Genomic DNA, 14,786 nt, shown 5'->3' on the forward strand with positions numbered 1-14,786 from the left:
TGGTGCGGCCAGCAGGGGAACAGGGGTTACAAGATGACTGATCACTCCGATGAACAAAGCAAGCAGGATATGCAGGTCCTGCACTCCATGGGCTATGCCCAGGAACTCGCCCGCCGCATGAGCGGGTTTTCGAATTTTGCCATTTCATTCTCGATCATCTGCATTCTGGCCGGTGGCATAGGCGCTTATACGGTCGCGCTTGGCGCGGCGGGCGGCGCTTCAATCGGTATTGGCTGGATCGTGGGCTCGGTCTTCGCGCTGGTCGTGGCCGCCGCGATGGGGCAGATCGCCTCGGCGTATCCGACCGCCGGGGGACTTTACCACTGGTCGTCGATTCTGGGCGGCAAAGGTTGGGGCTGGGGCACGGCCTGGATCAACGTCTTCGGTCTGCTCTTCGTCGTTGCCTCAGTCAATTATGGCGTCTACCTGCTGCTCAAGGACTTGATCCTAGTCGGCATGTTCGGCATGGACGCGGCCGGTTTCACCGGCACCGACCTGATCATCTGGGTTGCCGTGATCACTCTGGCCCAGGCGATCATGAATTATGTCGGCATCAAGGTGACGACATTGCTGACCGATTTCTCCGGCTATCTTATCTTCGCCGTGACGATCGCGATCATCCTTGGCCTGCTGCTTGGCTCGCCTGTGGAATTGGACTTCTCGCGACTGGTAACATTCAAGAACTACACTGGCGAAGCCGGCGCCAACACGTGGCCCGCAACGAGCAGCCTCATGTTCGCCTTTGTGCTAGGCCTCCTGCATGTTTGCTACACTATTACCGGCTTCGACGCCTCGGCGCACACATCTGAAGAAACACGTGACGCCCAGCGCGCTGTGCCGAAAGGTATGATCAACGCGGTATTCTGGTCCGGCGTTTTCGGTTGGGTTCTCGTGGCCGTCATCCTGCTCGCCATGCCGAGCGTCGACGAGGGCGCCGCCAAGGGATGGTCGGTCTTCTACTATACGCTTGAAGCCAGCGGCATGCCGCAGTGGCTCAAGAGTGTAATCTCGGTCGGTATTGTCGTCGCAAACTTCCTTTGCGCACTTGCCGGTATGACCTCGCTGTCGCGCATGATCTTCGCATTTGCTCGCGACGGCGGCATTCCCGGCGTATCAGGTGTGCTTAGGAAGATTAATCCGAAGTACCGTACGCCAGGCCCGGCGATCTTCACCGGCGCGGCGCTTTGCTTCCTGCTTGGGCTGCTGGCCGGCAGCGACGCCAACGCTTATATCATTCTGGCATCCGGCTGCGCGGTATTCCTCTACGTCTCCTACATGATGCCAATTGCGGCGGGCCTGCTCGCTGAAGGCAAGACTTGGACGAAGAAGGGCCCGTTCGATCTCGGCATCTGGTCCAAGCCGATTGCGGTTCTCGCAATCATCGGCGCCGCGATCCTTGCGTTCGTCGGCTTTCAACCGCCATACCAGCTTGTCGGCTTCTTCCTTGCCGCTCTGATCGCGGTCCTGGTGATTGTCTGGTTCGCCTTCGAGCGCAACCGCTTCACCGGTCCGCCGCTCACCGAAGACGCGGTCAAGGCGCGCCAGGCCGAGATCAAAGCCGCCGAAACCGCGCTTAGCGCAGCCTGACGGGCCTGGTAGCTTCACTCCCCGGCCGTCGGCCGGGGAGCCTCCTCAAGATATATTCAGCGCTGCGGACCTGCCGGTCCGTTGCATGCACAGGGACGGTTTGTCATGAGCGCCAACTACACATTCGAACAGTTGAAAAAGGACGTGTCAGCAGGCACGATCGACACGGTGCTCGCGGTACTCGTCGATATGCAGGGCCGCCTGATGGGCAAGCGTTTTCATGCGCAGTACTTCATCGACAGCGCGCATGAGGAAACCCATAGCTGTAACTATCTGCTCGCGACCGACATGGAGATGGAAACCGTTTCCGGCTACAAGTCGACGAGCTGGGAAAAGGGCTATGGCGACTATACGATGAAGCCCGACATGGCGACGCTTCGACGCATTCCCTGGCTCGAAGGCACAGCGCTGGTGCTCTGCGATGTGCTTGACCATCACACGCACGAAGAGGTGCCGCATTCGCCGCGCGCCATTCTCAAGAAGCAGGTCAAGCGGCTCGAAGCGATGGGCATGAAGGCCTTCATGGCCTCGGAGCTTGAATTCTTCCTGTTCGACCAGACCTATGACGACGCGCGACTGAGCGGCTATCGCGACCTGCAACTGGTCTCGGGCTACAACGAGGATTACCACATCTTCCAGACCACCAAGGAAGAGGATGTGATGCGGGCGATCCGCAACGGCCTGCAGGGTGCCGGCATTCCGGTCGAGAATTCCAAGGGCGAGGCTTCGGCCGGCCAGGAAGAAATCAATGTCCGCTATGCCGAGGCCGTGACCATGGCTGACCGGCATTCGATCATCAAGAACGGCTGCAAGGAGATCGCCTGGTCCAAGGGCAAGGCCATCACATTCCTCGCCAAGTGGAGCTACACCGCCGCGGGTTCCTCGTCGCATATCCACCAGTCGCTGTGGTCGCTCGACGGCAAGCCGCTGTTCTTCGACAAAAAGGGCCGCTACGGTATGTCGGAACTGATGGAGCATTATGTGGCGGGCCTGCTCGCCCATGCCGGCGAGATCACCTATTTTCTGGCGCCCTACATCAATTCCTACAAGCGCTTCGTAGCTGGCACCTTTGCCCCGACCAAGGCGATCTGGTCGAAGGACAACCGCACCGCCGGCTATCGCCTCTGCGGCGAGGAGACCAAAGGCATCCGCATCGAATGCCGCGTAGGCGGCTCCGACCTCAATCCTTACCTTGCGTTTGCGGCGCTGCTTGCGGCCGGCATCGACGGCATCGAGAAGAAAATGAAGCTCGAAGAGCCGTTCGAGGGTGACGCCTACGGCGCCAAGAAAGTGCGCGAAATCCCGAAAACCTTGCGTGATGCGACCGCCGAACTCGACAAGTCCAAGCTGCTGCGCGCCGCATTTGGGGATGACGTGGTGGATCACTACGTTCGCGCCGCCCGCTGGGAGCAGGAGGAATACGATCGCCGCGTTACGGATTGGGAGGTTGCGCGGGGGTTCGAGAGGGCGTAATTACACTTACAAACACACACTATATGCTCGTTTGACGAAAGTGGTTTTTTGTGTTTCATTGTGACTATCGATGAAACAGGAGGACTGTCAATGAGCAAGTATGAACCATTGGGAAAGTTTCTGAGTCAGCAGAGTCGTGCTTATCTGCCGATGAGCTTTCGAGAGATTGAGCGGATAGTTGGTCGTCCTCTGCCTCCGTCAAAGGAGCATCGTGCATGGTGGAGCAACAATCCAACAAATAACGTGATGACACAGCAATGGCTGGATGCCGGATACGAGACCGAGTCTGTGGATATTGCAGCCGAGAAGCTGGTGTTTCGTCGTGTTGAGCGTGCACCAGCGGCGACGGATTTACAGGGAAGCGAAGGAGATGGAGATAATGAACTTCGTGATCCCATTTTCGGATGCATGAAAGGAACGATGACTATCCCGGCCGATCTGGACCTTACTGCGCCTGCCGATCCTGAATGGGGTAAGGTTTACGAGAATGACTGATCGGCTGCTTCTTGACACATGCGCCATGATCTGGATGGCTCATGATGAACCGATCGCAGTCGAGGCAAGAAGGGAACTGGTTAGGGTTCGGAAGTCCGGCGGCATTATCGCTGTTTCCGCAATGTCGGCATGGGAGATAGGAATGCTTGTCGCACGGGGAAGACTGCCAACGACCAAGACGGCCCCGACTTGGTTCGAGGACTTCGTCACGATTGGACGCGTTTCGGTAGAGGCTGCGACTCCAGAGATATTGATCGCATCCTCTTATTTGCCATCACCGATCCACAATGACCCAACCGATCGCATCATCATCGCCACTGCACGTGAACACGATCTGACAATCATAACCCGCGACCGGGCGATCCTTGCCTATGGCGCGGTGGGCCATGTGAGAACCCTGGCCTGTTGAAGGGAGACCGAAGAGAAAATGACAATGATCCAATGCATATCCCCGGTCGACGGCTCGGTTTACGCCGAACGTCCGGCCATGAGCTTCGACGATGCCAAGGCGGCGATCGCACGCGTGCGCAAGGCGCAGAAGGCCTGGGCCAGAAGGCCGCTCGAAGAGCGGGTATCGCTTGTGCTGAAGGGTGTGGCGCGCGTCAACGAAATGGCCGAGGATATCGTCAAGGAACTCGCCTGGCAGATGGGCCGGCCGGTGAAATATGGCGGCGAATTCAAGGGTTTCAACGAGCGCTCCAATTACGTTGCCTCGATCGCGCATGACGCACTTGCGCCAATGGTGGTCGAAAAGAGCGACAAGTTCGAGCGCTACATTTCCCGCGAGCCGCATGGCGTCGTCTTCGTCATCGCGCCTTGGAACTACCCCTATATGACGGCGATCAACACGGTGGCGCCGGCACTGATGGCGGGCAACACGGTGGTCCTCAAGCATGCGAGCCAGACGATCCTGGTCGGCGAGCGCATGGTCCGTGCCTTCAACGAGGCTGGTGTGCCGGAAGATGTGTTCATGAACATCTTCCTCGATCACGGCACGACCTCGCAGCTGATCGCCGATGGCCAGTTCAATTTCATTAACTTCACGGGTTCGGTCGAAGGTGGCCGCTCCATCGAGCGTGCCGCGGCCGGCACCTTCACCGGCGTCGGCCTCGAACTCGGCGGCAAGGATCCGGGTTATGTGATGCAGGATGCCGATCTCGATGCCGCCGTCGATACGCTGATGGATGGAGCCACCTACAATTCCGGCCAGTGCTGCTGCGGCATCGAACGCATCTATGTCAACGAGAACCTCTACGATGCCTTCGTCGAGAAGTCAGTCGCCTGGGTCTCCAACTACAAGCTGGGCAATCCGCTCGATCCGGAGACCTCGCTCGGGCCGATGGCCAACAAGCGTTTTGCCGCGACGGTGCGTGCCCAAGTCGATGAGGCGGTGTCGCGTGGCGCGAAGGCACTGGTCGATCCAAAGCTCTTTCCGCAGGACGATGGCGGTGCCTATATCGCGCCGCAGATCCTGGTCGATGTCGATCATTCTATGTCCATCATGAACGAGGAGACCTTCGGCCCGGCGGTCGGCATCATGAAAGTCAGGAACGACGCGGAAGCACTCGAACTGATGAACGATTGCAAATACGGCCTTACTGCCTCGCTCTGGACCCAGGACGCTGAGCGCGCTGCCCGCATCGGCGATGATCTCGAGAGCGGCACGATCTTCATGAACCGTGCCGATTATCTCGATCCGGCACTGTGCTGGACCGGGGTCAAGGAAACCGGCCGCGGTGGCTCGCTGTCGGTCCTCGGCTTCCACAACCTGACCCGCCCGAAATCCTATCACCTGAGAAAGCAATTCTGATGTCGATCACCGCAAACTGGAGCTATCCGACCCTCATCAAGATGGGGGCAGGGCGGATTAAGGAACTGGCCGACCATTGCAAGTCGCTCGGCATGAAGAAGCCGCTGCTGATCACCGATCGCGGCCTGGCGCCGATGCCGATCACGCAGAACGCGCTAGATATCCTCGAAGCCGGTGGTCTTGGCCGCGCGATATTCGCCGATGTCGATCCGAACCCGAACGACACGAATCTCGAGGCCGGCGTAAAGGCGTTCAGGGATGGCGGACATGACGGTGTCGTGGCTTTCGGCGGCGGCTCGGGGCTGGATCTCGGCAAGTGCGTCGCCTTCATGGTCGGCCAGACCCGTCCGGTCTGGGATTTCGAGGATATCGGCGACTGGTGGACGCGCGCCTCGGTCGAGGGCATCGCCCCGATCGTTGCGGTGCCGACGACGGCCGGCACGGGTTCGGAAGTGGGCCGCGCCTCGGTCATCACCAATTCCGCGACGCATACCAAGAAGATCATCTTCCATCCAAAATTTCTGCCCGGTGTGACGATCTGCGATCCGGAATTGACCGTCGGCATGCCGAAGGTGATCACCGCCGGCACCGGCATGGACGCGTTCGCGCATTGCCTGGAAGCGTATTGCGCGCCCTTCTATCATCCGATGAGCCAGGGCATCGCGCTCGAAGGCATGCGGCTGGTGAAGGAATATCTGCCGCGCGCCTACAAGGATGGCGCGGATATCGAAGCCCGCACGCACATGATGTCGGCCGCCGCCATGGGCGCGGTCGCGTTCCAGAAGGGGCTCGGGGCGATCCATTCGCTCAGCCACCCCGTCGGCGCGATCTACCATACCCATCACGGCATGACCAATGCGGTGGTGATGCCGCCTGTTCTGCGCTTCAATCGCCCTGCTATTGAGGACAAGATCGCGCTTATCGCCGCCTATCTCGGCATATCAGGCGGTTTCAATGGCTTCTATGATTACGTTCAGAAGCTTCGCGAGGAGCTCGGCGTGCCTGATAAGCTGTCTGGTCTCGGCGTCGGAACCGATCGTATCGACGAGATGTCGGAGATGGCGATCATCGATCCCACGGCGGGTTCCAACCCGGTGGAATTGACGCTGGAGGCGGCGAAGAAACTTTACCACGAATGCATCTGATCAAGCATTGAAAAGAGGGAGCCGGGATTCGTACCGGCTCCTCACCACGATCTTTCCTCGATGAACGTCACTGCACCAGGACAGGACGTCGGCAGGTCACGCCGGTCACCCTGACGTCGGCTTCCCCGATGCGGATGCCGAGTGTCAGCAAGGTGTTGTAGAGCACTGCATCAAGCGGCGTCGTGAGTGTGGCGAGCGTGTCGGCGAGCGCCATCTGCACCGCCTTCGGTGTGCCGAGGGTGAGTATCAAGACCTTGATTTCGACTTCGAGATTGCCGAGAAGGGTGGTCGTCAACGTCGTCAGCGTGTCGCGCGTCGAGACCGATTGTATCTTGCCATCGCGGATGTCCTGAGGGCTGAAAGCGAGCGTGTCCGGGCTGATGTTGCTGGCATAGGTGTGACCCAGGGCGGCGACCTTGAGGAGCGCGGTATCGACGATCGTGGCCTTGGTCACGCGGGGAGGGCTGGCGAAATGATTGAACGCCGCCATATCGACATCGCCGATCGCGATTTCCGCTACTCCGGGCACCGCCTTGACCTTGACGGTGGCGTTCGATGGATCGCCACCCTGGCATATAATGTCCGAAAGGGCGGCCTCGGCATTGGCGACTTCGATGTAGATCGGCACGGAAATCTTGGTGCCGGCAAGCGCCGACAGACCCGATACCGATGCCGTGATCTTGACCCGTGTCTGCGCGGTCCGGACGATCGTGCCCTTCTCGCCTACCGCAAGGAAAGGCGTGCCGACCGGTGGTTCGCCAATTGCCAGATCGAGCTTGACCGAGGCGAGGCCCGGTACGGTTGCCCCGAGGTCGAGCGATATCTGTTTGCCGCCGTTGGCGACCGCGGCAGCCGCATTGAGGAGATCGAAGGCAGAGGCCTTCGCTGTCAGGCCCGTCGCCTTGCCGACGGTCAATGCGTTATAGGGCTCGAGGCTCAGGATCTTCTCCAGCGGAATATTGGCTTGCGTCGTGCCTAGCGTGCGCGAAAGGCCGGAAAGGATCGCGGAAGCTGACGGCGAGCCGCCACCGGCGCTTGCCAGTGCCGAGAGGTAGCTCCCGAGGCTTATGTCGGATTGCAGGAGTTCCTCATATGTCACGCCGGTAAGCTTCAATTCCGTTGCCAGCGCTTGCGTGAAGGAAAAGAGTTCCACATCGGCGTCGAGCAACGCGTTGTAATCCATGACGCTCAGCGTGACGTTCGTCCCGAGCAGCGCACCGAGCACCTGATTGAGGATGCCGCCGTTCAAGCTCGCGAGCCGGGAACCCACCGAAAAGGCAGCGGTACGCTGTTGTGAGGCCAAACTCTTCACAGCGATCTGGGGTTCCGTTGAGATTGCCTTGGCGAAGAAGAGCTCGCCGGCGGATGTCGTGGTCACCGATACCGCGTCGTAGGGCATGGCGCCGGCAACAAAGCGGTTTTCCACCGCGACCGACAGGTCGGCGGTATAGCGCCCCTTGGTGAGTACCGAATAGCCGTCGATGTCTTCCATGCCGGCAAGGGCGGTCGCGGGAAACTCACCGTCCGATGTAATCAGCTTTCCGTCGCGCTTGATGGCTAGCCGCTTGCCGTTGAGCTTGAAGAACGACAACACGGCGGGTTCCGCCTGATCGATATTGGACGCGGCCACGATGGCCGCGAGATCCGATGTGTCCTGCAGCGACCTGCGTTCGAGGGTCAAATGTCCATAATCAACGCCCAGCGCCATTGCGCCGATGACGATGGCCGTGGATGCGGCGGCCATGATGCCGATGTTGCCCGCGCGGTCCGGTCCAAGAGCCGTGATTGATCGAAGTCTGCGAAACATGTCAAATCCCTCCGATACGGATGGTTGTGAAGCGCTTGATCGTCTTGTCCGGCAGCGCGAACGAGTAGAGACTCCAGATCGGCAAGTCGCTGGCATCATATTCCAGCCTGACCGTGAATTGCTGTTCGTTGAGCTGATCGTCGGTTACGGAAACCACGAGTTTGGTTGGATCGATAAGGTAGTATGTCAGCGTAGATTGCGCGATGAAGTTGCGTGCCAACACGTTGCGTTCGGAGGCATTCAACCCGGCAATGGCGGTGCGCGCGGCATCCGCCGCGATCTGCTGGATGGAACTGGCGACAGACAGATAAATGCCGAAAGCAACCAGAGTGAGAACAATGAGAATAAAAACAGGCGCTACGATTGCAAACTCGATTGCGGAAGCGCCTCCTTTTTCACGAAATAGTTTCCTGAAGGCCACTTTCTGCTCCTGTCTAAACATTAGCTGTTGGCATTTTAGAATATGAACACTTAATAAAAGGTTGCGTGTAGTATTTATATACACGCACGTATGGTATGCGGCATGTATGAAAATGGTCGTGCGAAGAAATAATCAGTCGTTCTGTTAGTAATCGAGCCTCGTTATATGGTTGTATGATCCATAGTGGAAAATATAGGCGGGCCACAGCCGGATTGGTTGTCCGCAGGCGTTTTGCCTGCCTGCGATGGTGAGTGGAGTGGTCGCGTCACGCGAGGATGATGCCGAAGCCGGCAGCGATCAGCCGGACGATCGCCGATCATCAATCCCTGGAGTCGATGATCCCGGAGATGGAATCGGGTGCGGAGTATCTGGCGTGCAAGGGACCGTCCCCGGTAACGCCGCTCTACTACCGGGGAAAATATCTAATTCAGCCTGTGGTCAATGAAATGCTTCGCCACTGATCCAATATTGTAGAACGCCGACTTGGCGCCGCGCAGAGCATCGCCCACTACCGGTGTGACCGGCAGCATCATGGCGCTTTCATTGCCCATCGACACGGCGGCAAGAGCGCGTCCGAAAACCGTGCCGGGGGATATGCCGCGGCCGTTGTAACCCGCGATCGACCAAACGTTCTTCTCGGGCTGGTGGAAAGAGGGCAGGTTGTTGCGCGTCATGCCGATCTGGCCGTCCCACCAGTATTCGAACTCAAAATCGCCGATGAAGGGGTAAAGCGCGTTCACCGCACGCCGTGCGAACGCGCGATGCGTGGCCTTGCCGAACGCGTCCAACGATCCGATCGAGCCGAAGATCAGCCGTCCAGATTTGTCGGTGCGGAACGAGGTCATGACGAGGCCGGTGTCCCAGCAGCCGTGGCCCTCAGGCATTATACGGCCGATGATCTCTGGGGGCAGGGGGTTGGTGGCGAACTGGAAATAATACATCGGCACCAGTTCCTGGCCGTGATCGCTCCAGTTCATCGAGGGTACGACGCCGGAATAGGCGTTGCTGGCAATGATGAGCTTCTTCGCGCGCACCTGGCCGCGCGCGGTCTTGAGCACGATCGTCCCGCCGTCACGGGTGGCGCTGACGACAGGCGTGTCGGTGAATAGTTTAGCGCCGGCGCTCATTGCGGCCCTCGCCAGTCCCCGGGCATAGCCGAGCGGCTGCACCGTGCCGGCGCGACGGTCGAGAAGTGCTCCGGCAAAGCCGCTCGCTCCCGTCAGCTTTCCGGCGATGTCTGCGGACAGCGCTTCAACGGGAGCACCCCGGCGCTGCCACTGGGCGGCGCGCGTTTCGATTTCCTTCACCCCTTCCCTGCCGACCGCAAGGTGCAGGGTGCCAGTGTGGATCGCTTCGCAATCGATGCCGTGCTTGCCGATGAGTTCGAAAACATAGGCCGGGCCATCGCCAAGGTCCTTGACCAGCCTTTCGCCCGTGGTCTCGCCGACTGCCGCGATGATATCGTCCGGCCGCATCCACATGCCGGCATTGACGAGGCCGACATTGCGGCCCGAACCGCCGAAGCCGATCGCCTTGGCTTCGAGCACGACGGCATCGACGCCGGCCTCGGCGAGATGCAGTGCCGCGGATAGGCCGGTGAAGCCGCCTCCGATGATCGCCGTGTCGCAGCTTATGTCGCTCGAAAGTGCGGATGTTTCAGGGGCAGGCGCGGCGGAATGGTTCCAGAGATTCTTGTTCGTGTCGTCGTTCCACATGGGCCTGCACAGTCTTGGATGCTTCGATTGGCTCGTGTAGCATGCAGAAATAAGGCCGGAAACAGGGTGGCACCTGTTTCCGGCCAAAGTCAGCAGATATTCTCAGACCCTATTCCGCTGCTGCGGCGAGCTTGCCGGTGGCCACATCGGGAACGGCCGTACGGTCGACGCCCAGATTGTCGTTGGCGGAAAGCCATTCGACATGCATTTCGGCCATTTCACGTGCCTTTTCGGCGATGACCACCATGGCGTCGATCTGTTCTTCGGTATGGTCCGCCATGACCTGCAGGCGCCAACGGCAGGCGTTGCGCGCCACCGCCGGATGTTCGACGAGGTTGACGATGCCACCGAAATCCACCGCATAGCGCGTCATCAGCCGTGCCAGCAGAACATCGCCGATCAGCATGGGCACCACGGCACTCGGCTTGCCGAGAACTTCGAAGCCGGCCTCTTCAAGGCCTGCCCGAAGGCGCAGTGAATTCGCCATGAGCTTGTCGCGACGCTGTTTGCCTTCCTCACCCTCGACGATATCGAGCGCGGCCAGGATCGTCGCAGCCTGGATCGGCGACATAGCATTGGTGAAGGTGGAGGGGCCGCACTGACCACGCAGGCCGAAGCGGAAGCCCTTGTTGTTGGTGGCGACGAAGCCGCCCATCGAGGCGAAGCTCTTCGAGAAGGCACCGACAAGGACGTCGACCTTGCCGACGAGATCGAAGTCTTCGAGCTTGCCGCGGCCTGTCGGGCCTGATGAGCCGAGGTCATGGGCGCAGTCGACGAGGAGCGTGGCATTGTATTGGGTGCAGATCGCCTGCAGGGCAGCGAGATCGGGGACGTCGCTATCCATCGAGAAGAGCGTCTCTGTGACGACGAGGATGCCGCAGGTCTCATCCTCGCGCCGGATGCGAGCCAGACGGCTCTCGACTGCCTTCACATTCATATGTGAATGGACATGCACGTTCTCAGTCGCGTCGCGCGCCGCTTCCTGCAGGCAGGCATGTGCCAGAATGTCGATGACGACATGATCCTGCGGCTTCACCAGCGTCTTGACGGCGCCGTAGCCGGCCGCCCAGCCGATCGGGAAGACCACGACGTCGTCATAGCCGAGGAACTTCTGGAGCCGCTGTTCGAGCTCCACCGAGAGGGCAGTGTTGCCCATCAGGGCCGCCGAACCTGCACTGTGAAGGCCGTAGGTCTCGATCGCCTTGATCGCGGCCTTAATGAGATCAGGATGGGATGCAAGCGAGAGATAATCCTGGCTTGCGAAGTTGTGACCCTGAAAGGGTGTTCCGTCCCGGTGGGCGCCCTCGATAAAATTTCCGACGCGTGTTGTTGAGTATTTCTGGTAGGGATCGATCTTATGTTGCACGCGTTCCTGCCACCAAACACCCGCCTGCTCCCAGCGTTCAAGTAGATTGACAGGATAGGTATGTTTTTCAACCGCAGGAAGACTAGTCCTTAACTGGTCGGGTATGTCTTCAAACATTGCCATGAATTTTATCCGCCGCATGAATTGCATGATCCGCTTGAAGCCTATTTGCGAATTCCGAAGATCCCCTATTTTCTTCGTTTCTGAACAAACGGCCCTAAGCGTTTAAAAAGATTAACAAAGGATAAATTTTAGTCAACCAATTGAATCAATGTGTCGCGGTGAAACACGCGTTAGCTTAGAATTAACCTTAACAACTGGTTAACGACGATGCACGCACGGAAACGCGCTTTGCGGAAACTTTTCAATGATTCCCGCAAGTTGCATTGGTTGCGATATATTTTGCTCAGTGAGACAATTAACGGTAGGGTTTAGTCGATAAATTCGACGGTCACACCCGACTTCACCATCTTGGCGAGTTCTCTTGCGTCCCAATTGGTCAGGCGTACGCAACCATGACTCTGTGAACGACCGATGCGCGATGGATCGGGTGTCCCATGTATACCATAGGTTGGTTTGTCCAGCGCGATCCAAACAGTGCCCACCGGACCGTTCGGTCCGGGCGGAATTGTCAGGACTTTTGTATTGTTGCCCTGCTGGAAATTGATCTTGGGATTGTAAGTATAGTTCGGGTCGAAGGCGACCCGGGCCACGGTGTGGATTCCCGACGGCGAAGGCGTGTCGTTCGAGCCGATCGAGGCGGGGTAGGAGGCAATCAACTGTCCCGCTTCGTCATAGGCGAAGAGCTGTTTGCGCGCCTTGTCGGCCACGATGCGGGCGACGGCGCCACTCCGGTTGGTGCCCGGGTTGATGACCTTGATCTGCGTGCCCGGCATGGTGAAATCGACGCCGGGATTGAGTTCCTTGAGATAGGCCTCGTCCATGTGGAACTTCTCGGCCAGCGCTTCGGTGACCGAGGTAAAGGCCATGGAGGGCAGGGCGGCCTTGTTCGCATAATCCTCGGGGATCGACGCGACATAGGGGCCGGCGGCATCGGCCGAGGTGATCTCGTAGGTCATGACCGGCAGCCCGCCGTTGAAGCCGAGCCGGGTCAGGATGTCTTCGCTGTCGTTCGGGTCGAGCGTCTCGCCGGTGATCTTCTCATATGAACGGATCGCCTTGGAGACATTCGATCCCATCTTGCCGTCGATGACGCCCGGTGAGGCGCCTTCGCGATCGAGGAACACCTGCAGCGCCGTGATCTCGAACTTGGACTTTTTGCCGGTCAGTGTGATGTCCGGCTCGATCTGAGGCTTTTCCTCGATGATGTCTTGGTTGGGATCGATCGCCGCGAGATCCTGCTGGTTCATATTGTCGTTCTGGATGCCGTCGCTCGGAAGCGCCTGGTCGTCGAACGGTTGCTGCTTCTGGAGTTCGTCCTCGGGAACCGCGCCCGTGATGTTGCCAGCGCCGTCATCATCCCCCGGACGCTGCGGGAAGAAGTCCGGATCGTTCATCGATTCCTGCGTCGAACGTGCATCATTGGTGCCGTAGTCTTCGAACCCGGGAAGCGTGTCGTTGTAGCGCGGCGCGTCTCCGCTGCCGAAATTGTCAGCGCGGCGCTCCAGGCGATTGATGTAGCGGCCGGCCGGGATTTCCGTGGCGACGATGTTCCCATAGTGGTCGATGAGGACCTTCTGGCCCTTGCCGTTGCGTTTGACGATGACGTCGGCGGCATCGGGCACATATTCCAGCAGGTCGCCTTCCGGCGTCACCAGCACGGTGTTGTTGGGGTCGTCACCCGAATAATCCTGGCCATAGGCTGCCGTGGCCATCAGCGTGGCCGCAAGCAGGGAGGTGATCAGCAGTTTCTTTTTCATCATCGGACGCAATCGGAACAGGGTTGGTTTCTTGGGGTGAGCCAAGCACGTCAATTTTGACTCTATTGTGGAATTTCTAAACCCATGGTGAACAACCGGTAAAAAATCGGTCAGGCCAAGAATTTTGCCACGCAGTCGAGAGACGAACAGATTCTTCTGCGTTATGTTCCCATTCCGAATCCGTAAACGGGGGCAAAAATGAGATTTCACGTGGGCGCCGGCCCCGAATTGCAGCTCGATCTGGGATCGGCATTGGACATCGGCTCCTGCCGGATCGATGGAATCGAGCTGTCGCCGGGCAGGGCCGTGCCCGATGACGGGGATCCCCGCATCCTGCATGCCGTCGGCGGCTTCCTGTTTACCTGCGGACCCGACCATATCCGCCATCCCGAACCGATCGCAGGCTCGGGCGGCCGGAAATATCCCCTGCATGGCTCGATGGCGGCGACCAAGGCCGAGGTCATCGCACACAATATCGTCGAAAAGAGCGAGGAGATCATCGCGCGGGTGACGGTTCGCATGGCGCAAGGGGGCGAAGCCGAAATCCTGCGCACATGGCGGATGGATGGCGCGACGGGTGAGGTCATGCTGGTCGACCGGCTCACCAATATCGGCAGCCAGCCGTTTCCGCCCATGCTGATGTATCACATGAATATCGGCGCCCATCTTTTCGACGACGACACCAAGCTCAAGGGCAGCATGTTCGAGAATGGCGAGATCGGCTGGATGTTCGGCGACGAGGACATGCACGTGTTTTGCGTTCCCGCGGAAGCGGAGGCCGGGGACGAGTTCGCCCGCCTCGTGCTGGGGCCGATCGAGGCCATCGGCGGCAAATATCTCAATGTGCGTTTCGCTACCGACACGATCCCCTATCTCCAGATGTGGCGCAACCAGGCCTCGCCTGCTCATGTTCTCGGCATCGAGCCGGTCTCGCATCCGTGGAAGACGCGGGCCGAACTGGAAAGCGAAGGCCTCATGCCGACGCTGGCGCCCGGTGAGTTCATGACATACCGGCTCAGTTTCGCGTTCCAGTGATTGACGGCGGGCGCGTGCGTATTTAGTAGATTATTCTTCTCGACAATATGGA

Annotated in this window: 12 protein-coding genes; 7 read left to right on the forward strand and 5 right to left on the reverse strand. The window is 59.2% G+C overall.

Going from position 1 to position 14,786, the window contains the following annotated elements:
• Window positions 1-33 precede the first annotated feature (33 nt).
• The 6 genes from ACSQ26_RS05425 (at window position 34) to ACSQ26_RS05450 (ending at window position 6,510) form a co-directional block, all read left to right on the forward strand.
• A complete protein-coding gene (locus tag ACSQ26_RS05425) occupies window positions 34-1,587 on the forward strand; it encodes an amino acid permease (RefSeq protein ID WP_436007027.1) in 1,554 nt (517 codons plus the stop codon).
• 105 nt (window positions 1,588-1,692) lie between these two features.
• Entirely contained in the window at window positions 1,693-3,060 is a 1,368-nt protein-coding gene (locus tag ACSQ26_RS05430) for a glutamine synthetase family protein (protein WP_436007029.1), read from the forward strand.
• A gap of 90 nt (window positions 3,061-3,150) precedes the next feature.
• Window positions 3,151-3,555: a DUF7662 domain-containing protein gene (locus ACSQ26_RS05435; protein ID WP_436007031.1), complete on the forward strand. Its 405-nt coding sequence runs from the start codon at window positions 3,151-3,153 to the stop codon at window positions 3,553-3,555.
• On the forward strand, window positions 3,548-3,964 hold the full coding sequence (locus ACSQ26_RS05440) for a type II toxin-antitoxin system VapC family toxin (RefSeq protein ID WP_436007033.1): 417 nt from the start codon (window positions 3,548-3,550) through the stop codon (window positions 3,962-3,964). Before ACSQ26_RS05435 ends, ACSQ26_RS05440 begins: the two co-directional genes overlap by 8 nt.
• A gap of 18 nt (window positions 3,965-3,982) precedes the next feature.
• Entirely contained in the window at window positions 3,983-5,365 is a 1,383-nt protein-coding gene (locus ACSQ26_RS05445; protein ID WP_436007035.1) for an aldehyde dehydrogenase family protein, read from the forward strand.
• The gene (locus ACSQ26_RS05450) at window positions 5,365-6,510 is read left to right on the forward strand and encodes an iron-containing alcohol dehydrogenase (protein ID WP_436007037.1); all 1,146 of its coding nucleotides are present in this window, start codon (window positions 5,365-5,367) and stop codon (window positions 6,508-6,510) included. The genes ACSQ26_RS05445 and ACSQ26_RS05450 overlap by 1 nt, the downstream gene beginning before the upstream one ends.
• Before the next feature lie 67 nt (window positions 6,511-6,577).
• On the opposite strand, the gene ACSQ26_RS05455 is transcribed toward ACSQ26_RS05450, so the two are convergent.
• The 5 genes from ACSQ26_RS05455 to ACSQ26_RS05475 all read right to left on the reverse strand — a co-directional run bounded on the left by ACSQ26_RS05455 (window position 6,578) and on the right by ACSQ26_RS05475 (window position 13,702).
• A complete protein-coding gene (locus ACSQ26_RS05455) occupies window positions 6,578-8,317 on the reverse strand; it encodes a pilus assembly protein TadG-related protein (protein ID WP_436007039.1) in 1,740 nt (579 codons plus the stop codon).
• Between the two features lies 1 nt (window position 8,318).
• Complete coding sequence (locus tag ACSQ26_RS05460) at window positions 8,319-8,738, reverse strand: TadE/TadG family type IV pilus assembly protein (RefSeq protein WP_436007041.1); 420 nt, start codon at window positions 8,736-8,738, stop codon at window positions 8,319-8,321.
• 422 nt (window positions 8,739-9,160) lie between these two features.
• On the reverse strand, window positions 9,161-10,453 hold the full coding sequence (locus ACSQ26_RS05465) for an NAD(P)/FAD-dependent oxidoreductase (RefSeq protein ID WP_436007043.1): 1,293 nt from the start codon (window positions 10,451-10,453) through the stop codon (window positions 9,161-9,163).
• Between the two features lie 109 nt (window positions 10,454-10,562).
• A complete protein-coding gene (locus ACSQ26_RS05470; protein ID WP_436007045.1) occupies window positions 10,563-11,942 on the reverse strand; it encodes an aminotransferase class I/II-fold pyridoxal phosphate-dependent enzyme in 1,380 nt (459 codons plus the stop codon).
• A 308-nt stretch (window positions 11,943-12,250) separates the two neighbouring features.
• Entirely contained in the window at window positions 12,251-13,702 is a 1,452-nt protein-coding gene (locus ACSQ26_RS05475) for a L,D-transpeptidase (protein WP_436007047.1), read from the reverse strand.
• Window positions 13,703-13,897: 195 nt separating this feature from the next.
• Here ACSQ26_RS05475 and ACSQ26_RS05480 point away from each other — a divergent pair, with 195 nt between their 5' ends.
• Window positions 13,898-14,734: a DUF4432 family protein gene (locus ACSQ26_RS05480; protein WP_436007049.1), complete on the forward strand. Its 837-nt coding sequence runs from the start codon at window positions 13,898-13,900 to the stop codon at window positions 14,732-14,734.
• Window positions 14,735-14,786 lie beyond the last annotated feature (52 nt).

Origin of the sequence: Rhizobium sp. LjRoot254, from assembly GCF_964254105.1 — a bacterium.
Classification (GTDB): domain Bacteria; phylum Pseudomonadota; class Alphaproteobacteria; order Rhizobiales; family Rhizobiaceae; genus Rhizobium_E.

Bases quoted from the DNA above. Each gene is read 5' to 3' on its own strand.
- ACSQ26_RS05425 (WP_436007027.1), top strand. From the start codon at position 34: ATGACTGATCACTCCGATGAACAAAGCAAGCAGGATATGCAGGTCCTG.
- ACSQ26_RS05430 (WP_436007029.1), top strand. From the start codon at position 1,693: ATGAGCGCCAACTACACATTCGAACAGTTGAAAAAGGACGTGTCAGCA.
- ACSQ26_RS05435 (WP_436007031.1), top strand. From the start codon at position 3,151: ATGAGCAAGTATGAACCATTGGGAAAGTTTCTGAGTCAGCAGAGTCGT.
- ACSQ26_RS05440 (WP_436007033.1), top strand. From the start codon at position 3,548: ATGACTGATCGGCTGCTTCTTGACACATGCGCCATGATCTGGATGGCT.
- ACSQ26_RS05445 (WP_436007035.1), top strand. From the start codon at position 3,983: ATGACAATGATCCAATGCATATCCCCGGTCGACGGCTCGGTTTACGCC.
- ACSQ26_RS05450 (WP_436007037.1), top strand. From the start codon at position 5,365: ATGTCGATCACCGCAAACTGGAGCTATCCGACCCTCATCAAGATGGGG.
- ACSQ26_RS05455 (WP_436007039.1), bottom strand. From the start codon at position 8,317: ATGTTTCGCAGACTTCGATCAATCACGGCTCTTGGACCGGACCGCGCG.
- ACSQ26_RS05465 (WP_436007043.1), bottom strand. From the start codon at position 10,453: ATGTGGAACGACGACACGAACAAGAATCTCTGGAACCATTCCGCCGCG.
- ACSQ26_RS05470 (WP_436007045.1), bottom strand. From the start codon at position 11,942: ATGGCAATGTTTGAAGACATACCCGACCAGTTAAGGACTAGTCTTCCT.
- ACSQ26_RS05475 (WP_436007047.1), bottom strand. From the start codon at position 13,702: ATGATGAAAAAGAAACTGCTGATCACCTCCCTGCTTGCGGCCACGCTG.
- ACSQ26_RS05480 (WP_436007049.1), top strand. From the start codon at position 13,898: ATGAGATTTCACGTGGGCGCCGGCCCCGAATTGCAGCTCGATCTGGGA.